This window comes from Cutibacterium sp. KB22876, assembly GCF_059728865.1.
Genome location: NZ_AP040858.1, coordinates 1684897 through 1705420, shown reverse-complemented (window position 1 = coordinate 1705420; position 20524 = coordinate 1684897). Strand labels below are relative to the sequence as shown.

15 protein-coding genes are annotated in these 20524 nt (G+C 63.4%); 2 read left to right on the top strand and 13 right to left on the bottom strand.

Going from position 1 to position 20524, the window contains the following annotated elements; genetic code table 11:
- Positions 1-6: 6 nt before the first annotated feature.
- The 9 genes from AC6I1W_RS07725 to AC6I1W_RS07685 form a co-directional block, all read right to left on the bottom strand.
- A complete protein-coding gene (locus tag AC6I1W_RS07725) occupies positions 7-930 on the bottom strand; it encodes a dihydroorotate dehydrogenase (protein WP_270235995.1) in 924 nt (307 codons plus the stop codon).
- Positions 927-1721 (bottom strand): dihydroorotate dehydrogenase electron transfer subunit, encoded by a 795-nt coding sequence (locus AC6I1W_RS07720; protein ID WP_270235993.1) that lies wholly within the window; start codon positions 1719-1721, stop codon positions 927-929. The genes AC6I1W_RS07725 and AC6I1W_RS07720 overlap by 4 nt, the downstream gene beginning before the upstream one ends.
- On the bottom strand, positions 1721-4927 hold the full coding sequence (gene carB, locus AC6I1W_RS07715; RefSeq protein WP_270235990.1) for a carbamoyl-phosphate synthase large subunit: 3207 nt from the start codon (positions 4925-4927) through the stop codon (positions 1721-1723). The genes AC6I1W_RS07720 and carB overlap by 1 nt, the downstream gene beginning before the upstream one ends.
- On the bottom strand, positions 4927-6015 hold the full coding sequence (locus tag AC6I1W_RS07710; RefSeq protein ID WP_016667486.1) for a carbamoyl phosphate synthase small subunit: 1089 nt from the start codon (positions 6013-6015) through the stop codon (positions 4927-4929). Before AC6I1W_RS07710 ends, carB begins: the two co-directional genes overlap by 1 nt.
- Positions 6012-7349, bottom strand: a complete 1338-nt coding sequence (locus AC6I1W_RS07705) for a dihydroorotase (RefSeq protein WP_063279696.1) — start codon at positions 7347-7349, stop codon at positions 6012-6014. The genes AC6I1W_RS07710 and AC6I1W_RS07705 overlap by 4 nt, the downstream gene beginning before the upstream one ends.
- Positions 7346-8290 carry an aspartate carbamoyltransferase catalytic subunit gene (locus AC6I1W_RS07700; RefSeq protein ID WP_016667484.1) on the bottom strand — a complete coding sequence of 315 codons (945 nt, stop codon included), beginning with the start codon at positions 8288-8290 and terminating at the stop codon, positions 7346-7348. The genes AC6I1W_RS07705 and AC6I1W_RS07700 overlap by 4 nt, the downstream gene beginning before the upstream one ends.
- Positions 8287-8862, bottom strand: a complete 576-nt coding sequence (gene pyrR, locus AC6I1W_RS07695) for a bifunctional pyr operon transcriptional regulator/uracil phosphoribosyltransferase PyrR (RefSeq protein WP_016667483.1) — start codon at positions 8860-8862, stop codon at positions 8287-8289. The genes AC6I1W_RS07700 and pyrR overlap by 4 nt, the downstream gene beginning before the upstream one ends.
- 157 nt (positions 8863-9019) lie before the next feature.
- Positions 9020-10033, bottom strand: a complete 1014-nt coding sequence (mgrA, locus tag AC6I1W_RS07690; RefSeq protein WP_036975936.1) for an L-glyceraldehyde 3-phosphate reductase — start codon at positions 10031-10033, stop codon at positions 9020-9022.
- 174 nt (positions 10034-10207) lie between these two features.
- Entirely contained in the window at positions 10208-11818 is a 1611-nt protein-coding gene (locus AC6I1W_RS07685) for a glycoside hydrolase family 13 protein (RefSeq protein WP_270235983.1), read from the bottom strand.
- A 154-nt stretch (positions 11819-11972) separates the two neighbouring features.
- On the opposite strand from AC6I1W_RS07685, the gene AC6I1W_RS07680 reads away from it, so the two are divergent.
- Positions 11973-14210: a glycoside hydrolase family 3 C-terminal domain-containing protein gene (locus AC6I1W_RS07680; protein WP_270235980.1), complete on the top strand. Its 2238-nt coding sequence runs from the start codon at positions 11973-11975 to the stop codon at positions 14208-14210.
- 99 nt (positions 14211-14309) lie between these two features.
- Here AC6I1W_RS07680 and AC6I1W_RS07675 read toward each other — a convergent pair whose 3' ends face one another.
- The 3 genes from AC6I1W_RS07675 to AC6I1W_RS07665 all read right to left on the bottom strand — a co-directional run bounded on the left by AC6I1W_RS07675 (position 14310) and on the right by AC6I1W_RS07665 (position 17951).
- On the bottom strand, positions 14310-14714 hold the full coding sequence (locus AC6I1W_RS07675; protein WP_004811605.1) for a DUF3052 domain-containing protein: 405 nt from the start codon (positions 14712-14714) through the stop codon (positions 14310-14312).
- 116 nt (positions 14715-14830) lie between these two features.
- The gene (aceE, locus tag AC6I1W_RS07670; protein WP_270235977.1) at positions 14831-17584 is read right to left on the bottom strand and encodes a pyruvate dehydrogenase (acetyl-transferring), homodimeric type; all 2754 of its coding nucleotides are present in this window, start codon (positions 17582-17584) and stop codon (positions 14831-14833) included.
- A gap of 238 nt (positions 17585-17822) precedes the next feature.
- Complete coding sequence (locus AC6I1W_RS07665; RefSeq protein WP_256998299.1) at positions 17823-17951, bottom strand: hypothetical protein; 129 nt, start codon at positions 17949-17951, stop codon at positions 17823-17825.
- Here AC6I1W_RS07665 and AC6I1W_RS07660 point away from each other — a divergent pair.
- On the top strand, positions 17950-19053 hold the full coding sequence (locus AC6I1W_RS07660) for a PucR family transcriptional regulator (RefSeq protein ID WP_179856519.1): 1104 nt from the start codon (positions 17950-17952) through the stop codon (positions 19051-19053). The two genes, AC6I1W_RS07665 and AC6I1W_RS07660, sit on opposite strands and share 2 nt — an antisense overlap.
- A 19-nt stretch (positions 19054-19072) precedes the next feature.
- On the opposite strand, the gene AC6I1W_RS07655 is transcribed toward AC6I1W_RS07660, so the two are convergent.
- Positions 19073-20518, bottom strand: coding sequence for a sugar porter family MFS transporter (locus AC6I1W_RS07655; RefSeq protein ID WP_270235971.1), 1446 nt, complete (start codon positions 20516-20518; stop codon positions 19073-19075).
- Positions 20519-20524: the final 6 nt, after the last annotated feature.

Below are 20524 nucleotides of genomic sequence, written 5' to 3'. Positions count from 1 at the left end.
CGATGATCAGCGAGACCGACGGACCTCGGTGCGGAGGTCCTCGAGGCTGGGGATGTGCAGGTCGTCCATGAGCGGCTCAAGGCCGTCGATGATCTTGGGACATGCCACCGGATCGGTGAAGTTGGCGGTACCGACGGCGACCGCCGAGGCCCCAGCCATCATGAGTTCCAGGACATCGGCGCTGGTCATCACCCCACCCATCCCGATGACGGGGATGTCGACAACCCGGGTGACGGCGTCGATCATGCGCACTGCGATGGGAAGGACGGCTGGCCCGGAGAGCCCGCCCGTGCCGTTGGCGATGACAGGTTTTCGCCATCCCAGGTTGATCCTCATCCCGGTGAGGGTGTTGATGAGGGTCAGGCCGTCGGCCCCGGCGTCAGCGACCGCTCTGGCGATCTCAGTGATGTCGGTGACGTTGGGAGACAGTTTGACGTAAACCGGCACGTTGGCGGCCGCGACGACGGCTTTCGTCAGGTCGTGGGCGGCGGTCGCATTAGTGCCGAAGGTGATTCCTCCGCGCTTGACGTTGGGGCAGGAGATGTTGATCTCCAGGGCTGCCACGTTCGGAGCGGTCGAGATGACCTCGGAAACCGTGACGTAGTCCTCGGTAGTGTACCCGGCGACATTGGCAATGATCGGCAGGTCCGGGAAACGCTCGGCCAGCCACGGCAGCTTCTCGGCCATGACGACGTCGAGACCCGGATTCTGCAGACCGATGGCATTGAGCATCCCGCCGGGGGTCTCGGCGACCCGAGGAATCGGATTGCCGGGACGCGGCTCAACGGTGGTCGCCTTGATCATGATCGATCCCAGCACTGACAGGTCGTAGTACTGGGCATACTCGGAACCGAAGCCAAAACACCCGCTGGCGGGCATGATCGGATTCTTGAGCTCCAAGCCCGGCAGCGAGACGGCCAACCTGTTCACAGCACGACCTCCTCGGCCTCGAACACCGGGCCGTCGTAACACACCCGGAACTGATGATCGGGGTCCCCTGCGTCCCCGATGACACAGGCGTAGCAGGCACCCACCGCGCAGGCCATCCTCTCCTCCAGGGAGAGCTGAGTGCGCACCGTCGGAGCCAGGGCCGACTTCACCCACTTCAGCATCGGGATGGGCCCACAGGCTTGCACGATGTCGGGGATGAACCGTCGCGCTGCGTCAGTCTCGACGATCTGGGCGACGGTCCCCCTCGTCCCCACCGACCCGTCATCGGTGGAGATGAGCACCTCGCCCAGCTGGGAGAATTCATCAGCCCAGAAGATGTCGTTGCGGCCCCGGAATCCCAGTCGGAACTGCACCTGGACGCCACGCTCCACGAGGCGACGACCGAGCAGGTACAGCGGCGGGATGCCCACACCTCCACCAACGAGCAGGGCCCGTTGTCCAGACTGCACGGAGTCGAGGGCAAATCCGTGTCCCAGCGGGCCGAGGACATCCATCCTTGCCCCGAGAGGCACCCGCGACAGCTCGTCGGTTCCCCGTCCGACCACCCTGAAGATGAGGGTGTATCCCTCCTCGTCCGCGTCAGCTATGGACAGTGGCCGACGCAGCACGTGCAACCCACCGGGCAGCAGGTCGAGGAAGGTTCCCGGGACGGCCCTCGGCATCGGCCTGTCAGGGATGAGCCGCACCGAGTACACCCCACGGGCAATCTCCTGGCGATCCGTCAGTTCCATCATCTGAGGGGCCGGACGCTGCCCCGTGGCCCCGCTCATCAGATCGACTCCGTCGAGAAGGCTCGCGACTCCATCACCCGGCAGATCGCTGCGGCGGTATCGAGGGAGGTGAACAGCGGGATGCCCCGGGCGATGGCCTCACGACGGATCTGCTTTCCGTCGATGATGGTGCCCTGGCCGTTGCCCATGACGTTGATGACGGCGTCACAGCCGTTGCGACTGATGAGGTCGAGGACGGACTCGGTGGAACCAGCCTCCCCCGACCCGATCTTCTCGGCCACGTCGATCCTCAGGCCACCCTCGTCGAAGAACCGCGCGGTGCCCTTGGTGCCGACGAGCTGGAATCCAATCCGGTCGAAGCGACGGGCCAGGGTGAGAGCCTCGGGTTTGGCGTCGTCGGCCACCGTGATGAGGATCTTGCCGTATTCGGGGACGTGCAGACTTGCGGCCTCGAAGACCTTGTACAACGCTTTCTCGACGGTGTCGTCAGAACCCATGACCTCACCGGTCGACTTCATCTCCGGTCCCAGGTGCGAATCGACCAGGTCGAGCTTGGAGAAGCTGAACACCGGAGACTTGACGTGGATGCGCGTGGAGACCGGCAGCAGTCCAGGTTGCAGATCGAGGTCCGAGAGCTTCTCCCCGAGGATGATCCGGGTGGCCACCTCGGCCATCGACACCCCGGTGACCTTGGACAGGAAGGGAACGGTGCGCGAGGCACGAGGGTTGGCCTCGATGACGTAGACCGTGTCCGCACCGCTCGAGGGGTCCTTGGCGATGACGAACTGGATGTTGAGGATGCCCTTGGTGTTCAGTCCCAGGGCCAGCTCCGTCGTCACCTCGACGATGCGATCTGTGACCCGCTGGCCCATCCGCTGCGGCGGGTAGACGGCCATCGAGTCTCCGGAGTGTACGCCCGCACGCTCGATGTGCTCCATGATGCCGGGGATGAGGACGTCGGCGCCGTCACAGATGGCATCGACCTCGCACTCAAGACCGTTGAGGTAACGGTCCACCAGCACCGGCTTGTCGGGGCTGGCGTGGACGGCGTCGCGCATGTACCGCCTGAGCTCCTCGGCGCTCGTCACGATGGCCATGGCACGACCACCAATGACGTAGGAAGGACGCACCAGCACCGGGTACCCGAGCTCCTCGGCAACCACCAGAGCCTCCTCGGTGGACCGGGCGGTACCACCAGGAGCCTGTGGGATCCCCAGCTCCGCAAGCAGGGACTCGAATCCCTCACGGTCCTCGGCGCGGTCGAGGTCGGCAAGCTGGGTGCCCAGAATCGGCACCCCGGCAGCCTCCAGCGGGCCCGCAAGATTGATGGCCGTCTGGCCACCGAACTGGACGATGACCCCCTCCGGCTGCTCGAGGTCGATGACGTTCATGACGTCCTCGATGGTGAGAGGCTCGAAGTACAGCTTGTCGGAGATGGAGAAGTCGGTGGACACCGTCTCCGGGTTGGAGTTCATGATGATCGCCTCATACCCGGCGGCCTGGATGGCCTTGACCGAGTGCACGGTGGCGTAGTCGAACTCGATGCCCTGACCAATGCGGATCGGCCCGGAACCCAGCACCAGGATGCTGGGGCGATTCGACTTCACCGACTCGTTCTCCATCTCGTAGGTCGAGTAGAAGTACGGGGTCGAGGAGTCGAACTCGCCGGCGCAGGTGTCGACCATCTTGTAGACCGGCTTGATACCGGTCTCGACTCGACGGTTGCGTACCTCATCGGCGGTCCTGCCCCAGAAGTGGGCAATGGCCGGATCGGAGAAGCCGTTGCGCTTGGCGATCCAGAGAGTCTCCGGATCATCAGGGCAGGCCCGCAGCCTCTCCTCGATCTCAAGGATGTGGGCGATCTTGTCGAGGAAGAAGACGTCGATCTTGGTCTGCTCGTGGAGTTCGTGCACAGTGCGACCGCGGCGGATCGCCTCGGCCAAGCAGAAGAGACGGTCGTCACGGGCGTGCAGCAGGCGTTCCTCGAGGATGTCGTCAGGTAGGTCCGCGACATCACGCAGAGCAATGTGGTCGACGCCGATCTCCAGGGAGCGCACTGCCTTGAGCAGGGATTCCTCGATGGTGCGCCCCAGAGCCATGACCTCGCCGGTGGCCTTCATCTGAGTGCCGAGACGACGATCAGCCCGGGCGAACTTGTCGAAGGGCCAGCGCGGAATCTTGGCGACGACGTAGTCGAGCATGGGCTCGAACATCGACCAGGTCGTCCCGGTGACCGGATTGCGGATCTCGTCGAGGGTCATACCGACGGCAATCTTCGCAGCGATCTTGGCAATCGGGTAGCCAGTGGCCTTGGAAGCCAGGGCCGAGGACCTCGAGACTCGCGGGTTGACCTCGATGACGTAGTACTGGAAAGACTCCGGGTCCAGGGCGAGCTGGACGTTGCAGCCTCCCTCGATGCCCAGCGCCCGGACTATCTCGATCGACGCGTCGCGCAACATCTCGTGCTCGACGTCGGTGAGAGTCTGGGTGGGGGCGAAGACGATGGAGTCTCCGGTGTGGACACCGACCGGGTCGAAATTCTCCATGGTGCAGACGACCATGGTGTTGTCGGCGCCGTCGCGCATCATCTCGTACTCGATCTCCTTGTACCCGGCGATCGACTGCTCGACCAAGCACTCGGTGACCGGGGAGAGTTCCAGACCCTTCCCGACGATGCGAACCAGTTCGGCCTCGTCATGGCAGATACCGCCGCCGGTACCGCCGAGGGTGTAGGCGGGACGGACGATGAGCGGGTAACCGATGGTGTTACCCACCTCAACCGCCTCGTCGACAGTGTGGACGATCTCGGAAGCCGGCACCGGCTGGCTCAGCTCGTCCATGAGCTGCTTGAACAGGTCACGGTCCTCCGCCTTCTCAATGGCGGAGAGCTTGGTTCCCAGCAGTTCGATGCCCAACTCGTCGAGGATCCCGGACTTAGCCAGTTCGGTGGCCATGTTGAGACCAGTCTGGCCGCCCAGGGTGGGGACGATGGCGTCGGGACGTTCCCGGCGCAGGATTGAGGAGACGAATTCCAGGGTGATCGGCTCGATGTAGACCTTGTCGGCGATGTCGCGGTCGGTCATGATCGTGGCTGGGTTGGAGTTGACGAGGATGACCTCGTACCCCTCCTCCTTGAGGGCCAGACAGGCCTGGGTGCCGGCGTAGTCGAACTCGGCGGCCTGACCGATGACGATCGGACCGGATCCGATGACGAGGATGCGATGCAGGTCGGTGCGGCGGGGCATCAGTTCTGGCCTCCAGAGTGATTGGCGTCCATGAGTGCCACGAAGTCGTCGAAGACGTGGGCTGCGTCGTGCGGCCCGGCGGCCGCGTCGGGGTGGTACTGCACCGAGAAGGACCCGAGACGGGTGTGACGCACACCCATGACCGTCTCGTCATTGATCTCGATGTGGGTGATCTCCAACTCCGTCCCGGCCACTGAGTCGGGATCGACGGCGTATCCGTGGTTCTGGCTGGTGAAGTCGATCCGTCCGGTGGACAGTTCACGCACCGGGTGGTTGAAACCACGGTGTCCGAAGGACAACTTGTAGGTGTCGGCTCCGTTGGCCAGGGCGAAGATCTGGTGGCCCATACAGATACCGAAGACCGGATAGTCCTCCTGGAGCTCACGCACCACGTCCTGGACCTGTGGGATCGACTTCGGGTCGCCGGGGCCGTTAGACAACATGATGCCGTCCGGGGCCAGGGCACGCACCCGGTCGGCCGAGATGTTCCAGGGCACCACGGTGACGGCGCATCCCCGCTTGCCGAGCTCGCGCAGGATGGAGTGCTTGAGGCCGAAGTCGAGGAGCACCACACTGCGTCCACCCAGGGGCGACGGATAGGCGGTGCGGGTGGAAACCTGGGCGATCTGGTCGGTGGGAAGCTGGGTGTCGCGCAGCTTCTCCAGCTCGGCGTCGAGATCGGCGCCCGGGCCCAGCAGGACCCCCTTCATGACCCCCTCGTTACGCAGTCGTCGCACCAGGGCACGAGTGTCGATACCAGCCAGGCCTGGAATGCCATGGGTGGTGAGGAACTCGTCGAGGCTGCGTCGGTTGCGCCAGTTGCTGGCCAGTCGCGGCACCTCTCGGCAGATGACCCCGGCAGTCGTCGGGAAGAGGGACTCCATGTCGTCGCGGTTGATGCCGCAGTTTCCGATGAGGGGGTAGGTGAAGGTGACGATCTGTCCGTTGTAGGACTGGTCGGTGAGGGTCTCCTGATAACCGGTCATCCCAGTGGTGAAAACGACCTCGGCCCTCACCTCGAGGTCAGCCCCGAAGGCCTCCCCCTCGTAACTCGTCCCATCGGCCAACAACAGGGTGCGTCTGCTCATCGCGGGTCTCCCATCTCGTGGTCATCAGTCTTGCCGATCTGCTGTCCTCGACGGTGCACCGTCCGGCCACCGACCATCGTCAGCACGCAGTCACCGAGGACGGGACGACCGGCAAATGGGGTGTTGCGTCCCATGCCGGCACCCTCCTCGGGGATGATCGTCGTCTGGGTCTGCAGGTCGAAGGCGGCCAGATCGGCCGGTCCACCCACTCGCAGTCGTCCGGCATCGGCCAGCCCGAACGTGTCCGCAGGCCCAACGGTGAGCCAGTCGACCAACTGGTCCAGGCGGAATCGACGGTTCAGCACGAAGTTCGTGTACAGCAGGGCGAAGGTGTGCTCATTCGTGATGACCCCGAAGGCGGCATTGCGGAAGGAACAGTCCTTCTCAGCGCCGGCGTGCGGGGCATTGTCCGTGGCGATGCAGGTCAAGGTGCCGTCACACAGCCCCTCGACCATGGCGTCGACGTCATCCCGAGTGCGCAGCGGTGGATTCATCTTGTAGAACCCGTCGTCGCCAGGAATGTCCTCGTCAGCCAGCAGCAGGTGATGGGGTGCTACCTCGCCGGTGACCCGCGCACCGTCCTCCCGGCCACGACGCAGGGTGCGAATCGACTGCCTGGTCGAGGCATGGCACAGGTGGTATTGGGCCCCGGTGGCTTCTGCGATCATGACGTCTCGGGCCACCTGGACGGTCTCGGTGAGACGGGTCATGGGCGGCAGGTCGAGTTCACGGGCCCGGCGTCCGTCATTGATGACCCCGCCACGCACCAGGGACTCGTCCTCGGCATGGGCAGCGATGGGACGGTCCGCCGCGGCGGCAGCGCGCATGGCGTCGTACATCGTTCCGGCCAGCTGGACGCCCTTGCCATCATTGGAGAAGGCCACGGCCCCGGCCTGGGTCAGGGCATCGACGTCGACCAGATCGGCACTCGTCAGCCCGACGGTGATGGGAGCGATGGGCCGCACTCGCACCATCGCTGACTCCTTGATCCTGCGCTTGAGGTCGGCCATGAGCTCAGCGGTGTGCGGGTCGGGCACGGTGTTCGGCATCGCGCAGATCGTCGTCCACCCGCCGCGGGCTGCGGCGGCAGTGCCCGAGGCAATGGTCTCCTTGTGCTCCTGTCCCGGCTCGCGCAGATGGACGTGCAGGTCCACCATGCCGGGAGTCACGAGAGCCCCGCCCAGGTCGATGACCTCGGCGTCGGCTCCGTCGAGGGCATTGCGACGACCTCGTGAAATGGCTTCAATTCGGTCATCGTGGACGAGGAGCTGGGAGGGAACCGGGGTGGCTCCCTCCAGCATGGTCAACCCGGTGAGGAGGACCCTTCGGCTCACTTCGTCTCCCTGGCCTGCAGCACCTGTTCCAGAATGGCCATTCGCACCATGACTCCGTTCCCCATCTGCTCAAAGATACGAGACGAGGGGGCCTCCACGAGGTGACCGGAGATCTCACATCCTCGGTTCACCGGAGCCGGGTGCATGATGATCGCGTTCGGCTTCATCCGCTTCGCCCGTTCGTCGGTGAGTCCGAAGGCCTGCAGGTAGTCGGTGGCGGAGAAGTCTGGGCCGGCGTCGAACCTCTCGTGCTGGACTCGCAGCATCATGGTGACGTCGACGTCGGAGATGATCTCGTCGAGGGTGGCCATCGTGCCAAGCCTGGTGACGTCGTGGTCCATCCACTCGCGCGGGCCGGTGAAGACGACATTGGCACCAAGACGGGCAAGGATCTGGGCATCGGAACGAGCCACTCGCGAGTGGGCGATGTCCCCACTGATGGCGACCGTCAGGCCATCGACGTGACCGAACTCCTCGGCAATGGTCATGAGATCGAGCATGCACTGGCTGGGGTGCTGGCCGGAACCGTCGCCACCATTGACGACCGACAGACCGAGCATCCCGGTCGACAACAGGTAGTCGTAGTAATGGTTGGTGGAGTGGCGGATGACGGCCACCTCGGCACCGATAGCGTCGACCGTGCGCACCGAGTCGTAGAGACTTTCCCCCTTGGTGACGCTGGAGTGTCCCGGATCAAAGTCGAGGACCTTCATGCCCAGGCGGTGCTCGGCCATCTGGAAGCTCGTCATGGTTCGGGTGGAGTTCTCGAAGAACATGTTGATGGCTACGTGCCCAGGCCCGACGTGCGGGGCCTCGCCGGCCTTGAACTGACGTCCGCGATCGATGATCTTCATGACGTCGTCATTGGACATGTCCTCCACGGACAGGAAGTGACGTCCGGAGTAGTCGACGTCGAACTCGTCAACGACCTCAGCACTCATCGGGATGCCACCTTTCGAATGGTGACGGCGTCCTCGCCATCGACTTCGGTGACGCGGACGTCAACAGCCTCCCCCAGAGAGGTGGGGATGTTCTTCCCGACGAAATCGGCACGGACCGGCAGCTCGCGGTGACCGCGATCAACCATGACAGCCAGCAGGATGCGGTCGGGACGGCCAGTGTCGAGCAGGGCGTCAAGGGCAGCCCGCACGGTGCGACCGGTGAAGAGGACGTCGTCGACGAGGACGACCGTCTTGCCGGCCAGGTCCCTCGGGACGTTGTTGCCGGAGAGCACCGGGTTCTGCGGACGCTCGCGGTGCTCATTGGGATCGAGGTCGTCCCGGTACAAGGTGATGTCCAGCTCGCTGACGGGAACATCCACATCGCTCAGGGAGGACAGCTTGGCGGCCATTCGCTGTGCCAGGTATGCGCCGCGGGTGCGAATACCGACGATGACCAACTGGTCGAGCCCCTCATTGCGCTCGACGATTTCGTAACAGATTCTCGTCAGCGCCCGCTCCAAAGCCTTGGAGTCGAGAACGGTGACTTGGCCGGATGACTGGGTGAGTTGCATAACAGGCTCCTACCGCTGGACACCGCGGGTGCGAGGGTGGAGCACACCGGGCGACGCGCACATGCGCAGCCGCCTGTTGGCACGACCTTCGCGACCTCACGGGATCGCCATTAAAGGGCGTCGCTAGGAGCGTAGCACGACCCGGGCTGAAGTTGTCTCAGCAGGCGTGATCAGCGAGCACCGACTCGATGTTCACCCTCTCGTCGTCGGTGAACGGTGTCGCTCCCAGCGCGTCAAGGTCGGAGTCCAGTTGCGGCACCGAGGAGGCACCGACGAGGACGCTGGTGATGCGGGAATCCCGCAGGATCCACGACAGAGCCATCTGGGCGAGGGTCTGGTCGCGGTCCTTGGCGATCGCGTTGAGGGCCGAGACGGCGGCGCGGGTGGCGTCGTCGATCTGCTCGGGACGCAGGGAAACCGCACCCATGCCAGCCCGGGACTGGGCCGGAACGCCTCTGAGGTACTTGTCGGTGAGGATCCCCTGGGCCAACGGGGAGAAGCAGATGATGCCCATCCCCTCCTGCTCACAGGTGTCGACGAGGCCATCCTCGATCCAGCGGTCAAACATGTTGTAGCGCGGCTGGTGGATGAGAAGCGGGGTGCCGAGGTCGCGGGCGATGGCGGCTGCCTTCTCGGTCTGCTCCGGATCGTAGGAGGAGATGCCGACGTAGAGGGCGCGTCCGGAGCGGACGATCCGGTCGAGGGATCCCATGGTCTCCTCGAGCGGGGTGTCCGGGTCGAAGCGGTGGGAGTAGAAGATGTCGACGTAGTCCAGGCCCAAGCGCCTGAGGGACTGGTCGCAGGAGGCGATGAGGTACTTGCGGGAGCCGCCTCCCTGCCCGTAGGGGCCAGGCCACATGTCGTAACCCGCTTTGGAACTGATGATGAGCTCGTCACGGTAGGGCTTGAAGTCGGTGGCCAAGATGCGGCCGAAGTTGATCTCCGCCTGACCGTAGGGCGGACCGTAGTTGTTGGCGAGATCGAAGTGGGTGATGCCACGGTCGAAGGCACGACGCAGCACGGCACGCTGGGTAGACCCTGGGTGAAGGTCTCCGAAGTTGTGCCACAGGCCCAGGGAGATGGCAGGCAGCAGCAAACCGCTGGTCCCGCAACGTCGGTACTCCATGGTGTCGTAGCGATCTTGGGCTGCCCCATAGGTGCTCACTGCCATGGCCTCAGCGTACCGACAGTCAGCCGTGGTGGGAGCAAGTGTCCAGGACCTCGTCACATCGCTGCCCGCCACGATCGTTACGGGATAGTGGTCACGACTCAGGATTGGCACAGTGCAAGGACACCAGTCTCGATGCTCAGCCGCTGGGATTCGAGACGCGGTACCTGACCGATCTCAGCGACGAACCCACACCGTCGTCTCCCCCGGGAGCTCATCCGTGACGATACCCGAGGCCAGTTCGACGGTACCCCCGGGGAGCGGGCTGGGGTCATCACCGAAATTGGAGACGATGAGCCACTCCCCTCGCCGAAAGGCCAGGACGTCGTTCTCGCCGTGACTGGTCCAGATCAGGTCATCGTTACCAATGAGCTCCTTGCGCAGCCGCAGCGCGTCGCGATACATCGTCAGGGTTGAGGTGGGGTCGTTTCTCTGCGTCGAGACGGCGTAGTGGGAGAACCACAGCGGCTGCGGTAGGTGGGGCCCCGCCGGCCCGAATCCGTAGGAAGGCCCGATCGGTTCCCACGGCAGGGGGACGCGGCAACCGTCCCGCCCGACCTCCTCGTCACCGCGACGGAAGAATGTTGGGTCCTGACGCTGGTCGACCGGGATCTCAGCAACCTCCTGCAGACCCAATTCCTCACCTTGATAGAGGTAGGCCGAACCGGGCAAGGCCAGCATCACCAGAGCGGCGGCCCTCGCCCGGCGTAGGCCTTGGGCCGCATCACACATCGCCGGGTCGCCACCGGCCTGTAACCAGTCCCCGCCGTATTTGCGGATGGGCCAGCCGTTCTCACCCAGCCCCGGATAGACCGTGCCGTATCGGCTGGCCGACCTGACGGTGTCGTGGTTGTTGAGCACCCAAGTCACCGACGATCCCGATGCGGCCGTGATGCACCGGTCGATGACGTCGGCAAAGACTTCCGCATCGTACTCGGCGGACAACAGATCAAAGAAGAAGGCCTGGCCCAAGGAGGAGGGGTCGGTGTACCGGGGCAGGCGAGCCGCCGGGACCGTTGCCTCGGCCACCGCAGCGCGAGGCGGGTCGAAGGAATCCAGGAGCCGTCGCCAGGAATGGAAGATCTCGATGGTGGCGTCGCGATCCTGCAGAGGGTGGTCCTCGCCGATGGGCCATGCGTCCAGGTCCGCCTTGGAGGGGAGCGGTTCGTGGAGATCCTTGGCCAACAGGGACGCGGCATCAACACGGAAACCGTCAACCCCTCGGTCGGCCCAGAAGCGCAGGATGTCGAGGAACTCCTGCTGCACCTCGGAGTTGTCCCAGTTGAGATCTGGCTGTTCTGGTGCGAAGGAGTGGTAGTACCACTGCCCGTCAGGAACCTGCGTCCACGTCAAGCCACCAAAAATCGACACCCAGTCACTGGGAGGCTCGTCGCCGTCGCGGAAGTGATATCGCTGCCGTGCCGGTGAGCCGGGTCCGGATGCCAGAGCCTCCCGGAACCACGGATGCCGGTCACTGGTGTGGTTGGCGACGATGTCGATGATGACCTTGATGCCGTGCGCGTGCAGATCGGCGATGAGGTCATCAAGGTCATCGAGGGTCCCGAAGACTGGATCGACGTCGCGCAAGTCGATGACGTCGTATCCACCGTCAACGAATCCGGATGGGTAGAAGGGGCTGAGCCACACGGCGTCGACCCCGAGCTCGACAAGGTGATCGATGTGGTCGCGGATACCGGCCAGGTCGCCAATTCCGTCACCATTGGCGTCGGCGAAGCTACGCGGATAAACCTGATAGACGGTTCCGTCGCTCCACCACTGCTGGGACATCGCACCTCCTGTTGCCTAGGGCGCCAAGCCTACTGGTCCAGTTCGATCTTGCGATGCTGACTCATGATTCCGCCGTGACAAGCCAGAACATCCTCTCCCCTGATCTGTCGCAGGCCAGGACGATAATGGTCTCGACGTTGACGAAGGAGCCAGCATGACCCCATCTGAGATCACCGACCTCATCTCCCAGCTCACCCTCGAGGAGAAGGCCTCCTTGTGCTCAGGAGGTGATTCCTGGCACCTCCAGACCGTCGAAAGGCTGGGGATTCCCGGACCGATGGTGACGGACGGTCCACACGGCCTGCGCAAGGTTGCCGACGGATCCATGGCAGGGATTTATGACTCCGTCCCCGCGACCTGTTTCCCCACCGCTGCTGGGTTGGCATCGACGTGGGATCCAGAACTCGTCCATGACATCGGCGTGGCTCTGGGTGAGGAGACACGGGCCGAATCTGTGTCAGTCCTCCTTGGCCCTGGCATCAACATGAAGCGCTCCCCGCTGTGCGGACGCAACTTCGAGTACTTCTCCGAGGACCCGGTTCTCGCCGGGACCTTGGCCACCGAGTTGGTGCGCGGCATCCAGTCCCAGGGAGTCGGCACCTCCCTCAAGCATTTCGCCGCGAATAATCAGGAGACCGACCGACTGAGAGTCAACGCTGAGATTGACGAACGCACTCTGCGCGAGATCTACTTGCCTGCCTTCGAGATAGTCGTCAAGCACGCGAAGCCCTGGACGGTGATGTGCTCCTACAACGCCCTCAACGGGGTCTACTGCAGCCAGAATCGCTGGTTGCTGACCCAAGTACTGCGCAACGAATGGGGGTACGACGGTCTCGTCATCTCTGACTGGGGCGCCGTCGTCGATCGGGTCGAGGGGCTACGCGCCGGGCTCGATCTCGAAATGCCCGGCGATGCTCCCCGCAACGATACCCGGATCGTCGAGGCGGTACGCAACGGTGATCTTGACGAAGAGATCCTCGACACCGCTGTGGCACGGATTCTCTCCCTCATTGCGCGGGCGTCGGCTGCCATGGCCGATCCCGGCAGCTACGACATCGAGGCCCATCATCAGCTGGCTCGTCGGGCGGCTGCTGCCTCGGCGGTGTTGCTCAAGAATGACGGGGACGCCCTGCCACTGACCGGCACGGACGACGTCGTCGTCATCGGAGAGTTCGCACGCACGCCGCGTTTTCAGGGAGCGGGGTCATCCAAGGTCAATCCGACTCGCGTCGACACCGCGCTGGGCAGTCTGCGCCATATCTGGGGCGACGTCCCCTTCGCTCCCGGATTCGCCCTCACCGGCGAGTCTGATCCCCGTCTGGCCGAAGACGCCGAGTCCTTGGCCCGGGGTAAGACAGCCGTCCTCTTCCTCGGGCTTCCGGCCGTCGCCGAGTCCGAGGGCTACGACCGCACGAACACCGATCTACCGGCCGACCAGCTCGACCTTCTGGCCTGTGTGAGCAAGGTCGCTTCCCACACGATCGTCGTCCTTTCCAATGGATCATCGGTGGGCATGGCCGAGTGGGACGACCAGGCCGACGCCATCGTCGAGTGCTGGCTGGGTGGACAGGCCAGCGGATCCGGCGTCGTCGATGTCCTGACCGGCAAGGTCAATCCCTCCGGACACCTCGCCGAGACCATCGCGGTGACGCTGTCCGACATCCCTGCCCAGTTGAACTTCCCTGGAGAGTTTCAGCACGTCACCTACGGCGAGGGCAGATACATCGGCTACCGCGGCCTTGACGTCACCGAGCGCGAGGTTGCCTATCCCTTCGGCCACGGGCTGAGTTACACGACCTTTGACTACTCCGATCTCGATCTGGCCGTCCGGCCCGTCACCGATGAGACCGCCCAGGACGAGTCGGTGCTCACCGTCACCTTCACCATCTCCAACACCGGTGACCGCACTGGTTCCGCCGTCCCGCAGGTGTACCTGGGATTCCCCGACGCGACTGTCAACCGCTGTGTACGCGAACTCAAGGCCTTCCGCCGCGTGGAGTTGGACCCCGGCAAGAGCCGATCGATCACCATTGACCTCACTCGTCGAGACCTGTCCTACTGGGACATCCTGCTGCAGTCATGGGCCGTCGAGCCAGGCACTGTCAGGGTTGAGGTGGGCAGGCCAAGTCGCGATCTTCCGTTGACCGGAGTGGTCATCCTCGACGCCCCGACAGTCCACCACCCGCTGCGTCGCGATTCCACCGTGGCTGAGTGGATGGCCGCGGATGAGGAGTTCGCCGCCAAGGTCCGGCGGGCCACCGAGCAAACCGGCATCGACCTTGACAGCGACCCGACAACGGCTGCCTTCATCCTTGCCATGCCGGCCTACAAGATGCTCCAGATGGCGTCAATCATGACGCCGGAGGAACTCGACGAGATGCTCGGCGACTGAGACGCGAGTCGATGGCCCATGACGGGTCACCGATGCATGTCAAAGGAAGCGTGCCGCCGCACGCCTATGAGATCAGACTGAGTCAGGAAGTGGACCAGGTCAACGACGTCCACCGCGGGGACGCAAGACCTTGTGGGCCTGCCAGTCCTCGCCGGCGTCATAACTGGTCGTCAGCACCATGCCAGCGGTGTCGACACCGTCGGAAAGATCTGCCGGATCGATGGTGCCAGGACGTCCCACCTTCGGGGTGACGAGCACGATGAAACCGTCGTCGGAGAGGTCGCGCATGGCGTCCACCAGTCCATCGGCCACATCCCCGTCTTCGGCACGCAACCACAACCAGACGATGTCGACGGCATCGATCGAATCCTCGATCATGTCGCCGTCGATGATGTCCATGACCTCCTGACGGAGGTCCTCGTCAACGTCATCGTCCCAACCGAGCTCCTGGACCACCTGCCCGGCCTCGAGACCGAGCTTGTCCAAATCGGTGCCGCTTCCCACGAATCCTCAGCTTCCTCACGTATGTGCGTCTGGCGCGAAAGACGCCTTGGAACAAGCGTGCCAGATGCGAGACGCGGAGGCCACCTCAGGGGTGACCTCCGCGTCGTCAGATTCGATCAGGCGTCGCCGCCGGCATTGCCGGACGACCCGGCGTTGACGTTGAGAAGGTCGTACTTCTCAGCCGCCTTGGCCGGCCAGTCCTGCGGAATCTCACCGCGCTCGGCGAGCATCTGCAGGGCTCGGACGGCCATGGACGGTCCATCGATGTGGAAGAAGCGACGGGCAGCGGCGCGAGTGTCGGAGAACCCGAACCCATCGGCGCCCAGGGACGCATAGTCTTCCGGCACCCACTGAGCGATCTGGTCAGGGACCTGACGCATGTAGTCGGTGGCCGCGACGACTGGGCCAGGGGCATCAGCCAGGCGCTGCACGATGTACGGGGTGCGCTTGTCCTGCTCAGGATGCAGGAAGGCCTGTTCCTCGGTCTCCATGGCGTCACGACGCAGCTTGTTCCACGAGGTGACCGACCAGACGTCAGCGACGACACCGAAGTCGTCCTTGAGGAGCTTCTGAGCCTCAAGGGCCCACGGCACCGCAACGCCGGAAGCCAACAGCTGGACGCGACGAGCGTCCTCACCAACACCCTCGAAGGAACCCTTCGACAGCAGGTACATGCCCTTGACGATGCCCTCGGCGTCGACTCCCTCAGGCTCGGCGGGCTGGACGATCGGCTCGTTGTAGACCGTCAGGTAGTACATGACGTTCTCGGAGTTCTCACCGTACATCTGTTCCAGACCGGCCTGGACGATGTGGGAAATCTCGTAGGAGTAGGCCGGGTCGTAGGAGACGACCGCCGGGTTCGTGGCAGCCAGGATCGGCGAATGGCCGTCCATGTGCTGGGTGCCCTCACCTGTCAGGGTGGTGCGCCCGGCGGTTGCGCCGATGATGAATCCCTTGCACATCTGGTCGCCGGCTGCCCAGAAGGAGTCACCGGTGCGCTGGAATCCGAACATCGAGTAGAACAGGTAGATCGGCACCATCGGCACGCCCTGGGTGGAGTAGGCCGAACCGGCAGCGATGAAGGCAGCCGTCGAGCCTGCCTCGTTGATGCCGGTGTGCAGGATCTGGCCGTTCCTGGCCTCGCGGTAGCTGAGCATGAGCTCGTGGTCCACCGGGGTGTAGTTCTGGCCGTGCGGGTTGTAGATCTTGATCGTCGGGAAGAACGAGTCCATGCCGAAGGTACGGGCCTCGTCAGGGATGATCGGGACGACGTGCGGGGCGAAGTTCTTGTCGCGCATGAGATCCTTGAGCAAACGCACGAAAGCCATGGTGGTGGCGACTTCCTGCTTGCCCGATCCACGCTTGACACCGTCGAAGGCCTTCTGCTCCGGGATTGGCAGAGAGGTGAACTTCAAGCGACGCTCCGGCACGAAACCACCCAGAGCACGACGACGCTCCATGAGGTACTGGATGCGCTCATCGTCGGCGCCCGGGTGGAAGTACGGGGCGCGGTACGGGTCGGCCTCCAGGACCTTGTCGGAGATCGGGATCTCGAGACGGTCACGGAACTGCTTGAGGTCTTCGAGGGCCAGCTTCTTCATCTGGTGGGTCGCGTTGCGGCCCGCGAAGTGGGTTCCGAGGTCGTAGCCCTTGATGGTGCAGGCGAGCACCACGGTCGGAGCTCCCCTGAACTCGGTGGCGGCCTTGTAGGCGTTGTAGATCTTGCGATAGTCGTGGCCACCGCGACGCAGCGCCCAAATCTGTTCGTCGGTCCAGTTCTCGACCATCTTGGCGGTGCGCGGATCACGACCGAAGAAGTGCTCACGGACATAGGCGCCGTCGTTGGCCTTAAAGGTCTGGTAGTCGCCGTCACAAGTGTTGTTCATGATGTCGACAAGAGCGCCGTCGCGGTCAGCCTGCAGCAGCGGATCCCAGCCCGATCCCCAGATGACCTTGATGACGTTCCAGCCGGCACCGCGGAAGACGGCCTCCAGCTCCTGGACGATCTTGCCGTTGCCACGTACTGGGCCGTCCAGACGCTGAAGGTTGCAGTTGATGACGAAGGTGAGGTTGTCGAGTTCCTCATTGGCGGCAACCTGCAGGAAGCCACGCGACTCCGGCTCGTCCATCTCGCCGTCGCCGAGGAAGGCCCAGACGTGCTGGTCGGAGCAGTCCTTGACACCACGGTTGGTGAGGTACTTGTTCATGGACGCCTGGTAGATGGAGTCCATCGGCCCCAGACCCATTGACACCGTCGGGAACTGCCAGAAGTCGGGAAGCATGCGCGGGTGGGGGTAGGAGGGCAGGCCGTAACCAGCCTTCGACTTCTCCTGACGGAACCCGTCAAGATCCTCCTCACTGAGGCGTCCCTCCAGGAAGGCGCGGGCATACATACCCGGAGCTGCATGGCCCTGGAAGAAGACCTGGTCGCCGCCGCCGGGAGCGTCCTGTCCACGCCAGAAGTGGTTCTGGCCGACCTCGTAGAGGGTGACTGCGGAGGCATAGGTGGAGATGTGGCCACCGACGCCGATACCGGGACGCTGAGCGCGATGCACCGTGATGGCGGAGTTCCATCGCAGCAGACGACGGATGTTCCGCTCGATCTCGGCGTCGCCGGGGTACTCCTCCTCGTCCTCGGCAGCGATGGTGTTGATGTAATCGGTGGAGGTGAGAGCCGACAGATCGAGATGACCGTGGCTACGAGCCCGCTCCAGCATCTTCAGCAACACGATCCGGGCGCGGTTGGGACCGTCAGCCTCGACCATCTTGTCGAGGGATTCGATCCACTCCTGGGTCTCCTCGGGATCGATGTCAGGCAGTGTTGTCGGTAGTCCGTTGAGGACTGGTCCGCGTTCTTCGCGTGGGATCACGCTGGGTCCTTTCTCATCGACGTTGACGCGCTACCGGCGTCGTCACCGGTGACGGTTCGAGGTGGCAGCCCGAGGGCCCGCCGCCAACCTATTGTGTCGTGTTATGAAAGAAAAGTCACTTGCAGATGTCGTAAATCGACTCAGCGCGAAATTCCCGCCTTGACGGCAGACGCGAGGAAGGACATCGCGGCCAAACCACATCCCCATTAGACTGTCCGACGTTTCGCCGGGGGGAGGCTCAGGTGGCCAGGAATGACATCGCGCCGACGTCCGCGCGCCGAACGTCGAGTACCGGTCGCACCGTCGTCCCCTCTGACCGCACCCGCCGAGCCATCGCGAAGCGCTTGACTGCTCGCACTTCCGCCATGACAACCGCCACCCTCGAGGAGATGGGCCGTCGTCATTCCTGGTTCCGCGACCTTTCTGCCGAGGAGAGGTCGTGGATTTCGATCGTGGCCCGATCCGGCATCGACGGCTTTGTGCAATGGTTTGCTGACGACGACGCCGAGCCCTACTCCCCAACCGACGTCTTCGACGTGGCACCGCGATCCATGACTCGCAAGATCTCGCTGCACCAGACCGTCGAGCTGGTCCGCACCACGATTGAGGTCGTCGAGACTCAGATCGAAACCGAGATGCCACGCGGAGATCGCCAGGTCCTGCGTACCGCCATCGTCCACTACTCCCGAGAGGTCGCTTTCGCAGCCGCCGAGGTGTATGCCCGAGCCGCCGAGCGCCGAGGCACCTGGGACGAGCGACTGGAATCCCTCGTCGTCGATGCCGTGGTCCGCGCCGACGCCGACGAGCAGCTCATCTCTCGCGCTTCCACCCTCGGGTGGCGTCCCGGTATCAATCTGTGTGTCGTCGTGGGCCGTGCCCCGACCACTGAGCATGAACTGCACGTGCTGCGTCGCGACGGGGAACGGATGCAGATGACCGTGCTGGCCGCCCTGCAGTCCGATCGCCTCGTCATCATCCTCGCCAGTCAGAAACTCGTCGACGCTCCGGCTGCGGTGGCTGCCACCGAAGCCTTGGCCGAGCATTTTGCGCCCGGCCCCATCGTCGTCGGACCGGTTGTCGCTGACCTCACCCTGGCACCGGCCTCCGCTCGCGCCGCACTGTCAGGAGCCCGAGCCGCGCGAGCCTGGCCGGAGGGTCCGCGGGTCATGGCTGCCATCGATCTTCTACCTGAGCAGGTTCTCTCCGGTGACGCCGAGGCCACTGCGTGGCTCGTCGATGAGGTCTACACCCCGTTGGCCGCCGCGAGTGGGGACCTCATGGACACCACCGTCTCCTTCCTCGATCACGGCTGCTCGGTGGAAGGCACCGGGCGGGCCATGTTCATCCACCCGAACACGGTGCGCTACCGCCTCAAGAGGATCCAGGCCGTCACTGGCTATTCCCCATCGGACCCTCGAGAGGCTTATGTACTACGACTGGCGATCACCTTGGGGCGGCTGACGAACTGATGCGAACCGGTCTCAGGGCTCACGCCATCGAAGATGATTCAGTCTCAGGCCACCTCGCGCCGTTGTTCCAGTAGTCCTGGATTTCCTCGAGCGAACGACCAGAGGTTTCCGGGGCGTATCGCAGCAGGAATAGCAGCGCAAGGACGAGGAGCCCACCATATACGCCGAAGGTTCCAGCAAGCCCGATGCCGTCGAGCATCACGGCTCCCAGTTGAGCAGTGATCGCATTGGCGACCAAGTCGGCGGTGAGCACCAAGGACGCACCGAGTGACCGGTAACGAGCCGGGAAGATCTCACCTGCGTAAACCCATACGATTGAGCCGAAGCCGAAGGTGAATCCCATCGTAAACAAGGACATGCCGATGAGGCCCATAACACCGGCTGGGGTACCCTCGAAGCCGCTCACCAGATAGGTCACGATGAGAATGATCGTCGCAACGATCATCGTAGATATTCCTGTAATGAGTACAAACCGACGCCCCACCTTGTCAATAACCAACATGGAGACGACAACACTTATCAGCGACAAGAACTGGACCAGGGACGGCACGAGGTAGGTCGTCGCGGTATCCGTGAACCCCATTCGAGAATAGATGCCAGGCGCATAATAAATAGTGGCATTGATCCCGGTGATCTGGATTGAGAATCCTAGTACAATGGCAAAAATGGTGGTTCGGGCCATGCCACCATGGAACATCTCACGCAATCGTCCCCACACAGATCCGGCAGCTTGGGACGACAATGAGTTTCGGGTCTCGTTGAGGCTTGGCTCAACCAATTCTGCTACTTCAATGCGCTCCATTGCACGGCGAGCCTCCTCCTCTCGTCCCTTGAGCATGTACCACGACGGAGTTTCTTCAGTGCGAAACAGCATCAACAGAACGATGAATGCCGGGACGGCTGCCACACCGAGAATCCAACGCCATGTGTCCGTGGGCAGCAACAAGTACCCGACAAGGTAACCCAAAATAATTCCAATAACGCACGTCACCTGATACGCAGTCGCCAACCCGCCACGCCGCGATGCCGGAGCGGATTCAGCAATAAACACCGGGACGACTGTAATGGAGAGTCCAATAGTTATTCCCAGGAGGACTCGCATTGCGAGGAATGACCCGGCAGACGGAGAGATGGCAGTCAAAATCGCAAAAACAGTGTAGCCAGCGGCAATGATGATCATCGATTTCTTGCGCCCAATGGCATTAGCCATGGGGCCGCCGAGAATAGCGCCAGCTATTTGACCCACGACCGACGCCGTGTTGATGGCACCATAGATACCAAAGTCCCGCTTCACGAACTGCAACGCAGCAGCGGTGTTAGAAATATCATAACCGTAGGTAATTCCCAGAGCTGCTGCTGTCACCGCCATGAATACAGCCCTACGCATCTGGCTACCGTCCGCGGCACCATCTGTCTCGTATCCGCCTGCCTTGACATTCCCCCGCACAGGATCACTCGACGCCATATACTC

What these genes read in the sequence shown, in the direction of transcription:
- AC6I1W_RS07720 (WP_270235993.1), bottom strand. Translation starts at nt 1,721, where the DNA reads ATGAGCGGGGCCACGGGGCAGCGTCCGGCCCCTCAGATGATGGAACTG.
- carB (WP_270235990.1), bottom strand. Translation starts at nt 4,927, where the DNA reads ATGCCCCGCCGCACCGACCTGCATCGCATCCTCGTCATCGGATCCGGT.
- AC6I1W_RS07710 (WP_016667486.1), bottom strand. Translation starts at nt 6,015, where the DNA reads ATGAGCAGACGCACCCTGTTGTTGGCCGATGGGACGAGTTACGAGGGG.
- AC6I1W_RS07700 (WP_016667484.1), bottom strand. Translation starts at nt 8,290, where the DNA reads ATGAGTGCTGAGGTCGTTGACGAGTTCGACGTCGACTACTCCGGACGT.
- pyrR (WP_016667483.1), bottom strand. Translation starts at nt 8,862, where the DNA reads ATGCAACTCACCCAGTCATCCGGCCAAGTCACCGTTCTCGACTCCAAG.
- mgrA (WP_036975936.1), bottom strand. Translation starts at nt 10,033, where the DNA reads ATGGCAGTGAGCACCTATGGGGCAGCCCAAGATCGCTACGACACCATG.
- AC6I1W_RS07685 (WP_270235983.1), bottom strand. Translation starts at nt 11,818, where the DNA reads ATGTCCCAGCAGTGGTGGAGCGACGGAACCGTCTATCAGGTTTATCCG.
- AC6I1W_RS07680 (WP_270235980.1), top strand. Translation starts at nt 11,973, where the DNA reads ATGACCCCATCTGAGATCACCGACCTCATCTCCCAGCTCACCCTCGAG.
- AC6I1W_RS07660 (WP_179856519.1), top strand. Translation starts at nt 17,950, where the DNA reads ATGACAACCGCCACCCTCGAGGAGATGGGCCGTCGTCATTCCTGGTTC.
- AC6I1W_RS07665 (WP_256998299.1), bottom strand. Translation starts at nt 17,951, where the DNA reads ATGGCGGAAGTGCGAGCAGTCAAGCGCTTCGCGATGGCTCGGCGGGTG.
- AC6I1W_RS07655 (WP_270235971.1), bottom strand. Translation starts at nt 20,518, where the DNA reads ATGGCGTCGAGTGATCCTGTGCGGGGGAATGTCAAGGCAGGCGGATAC.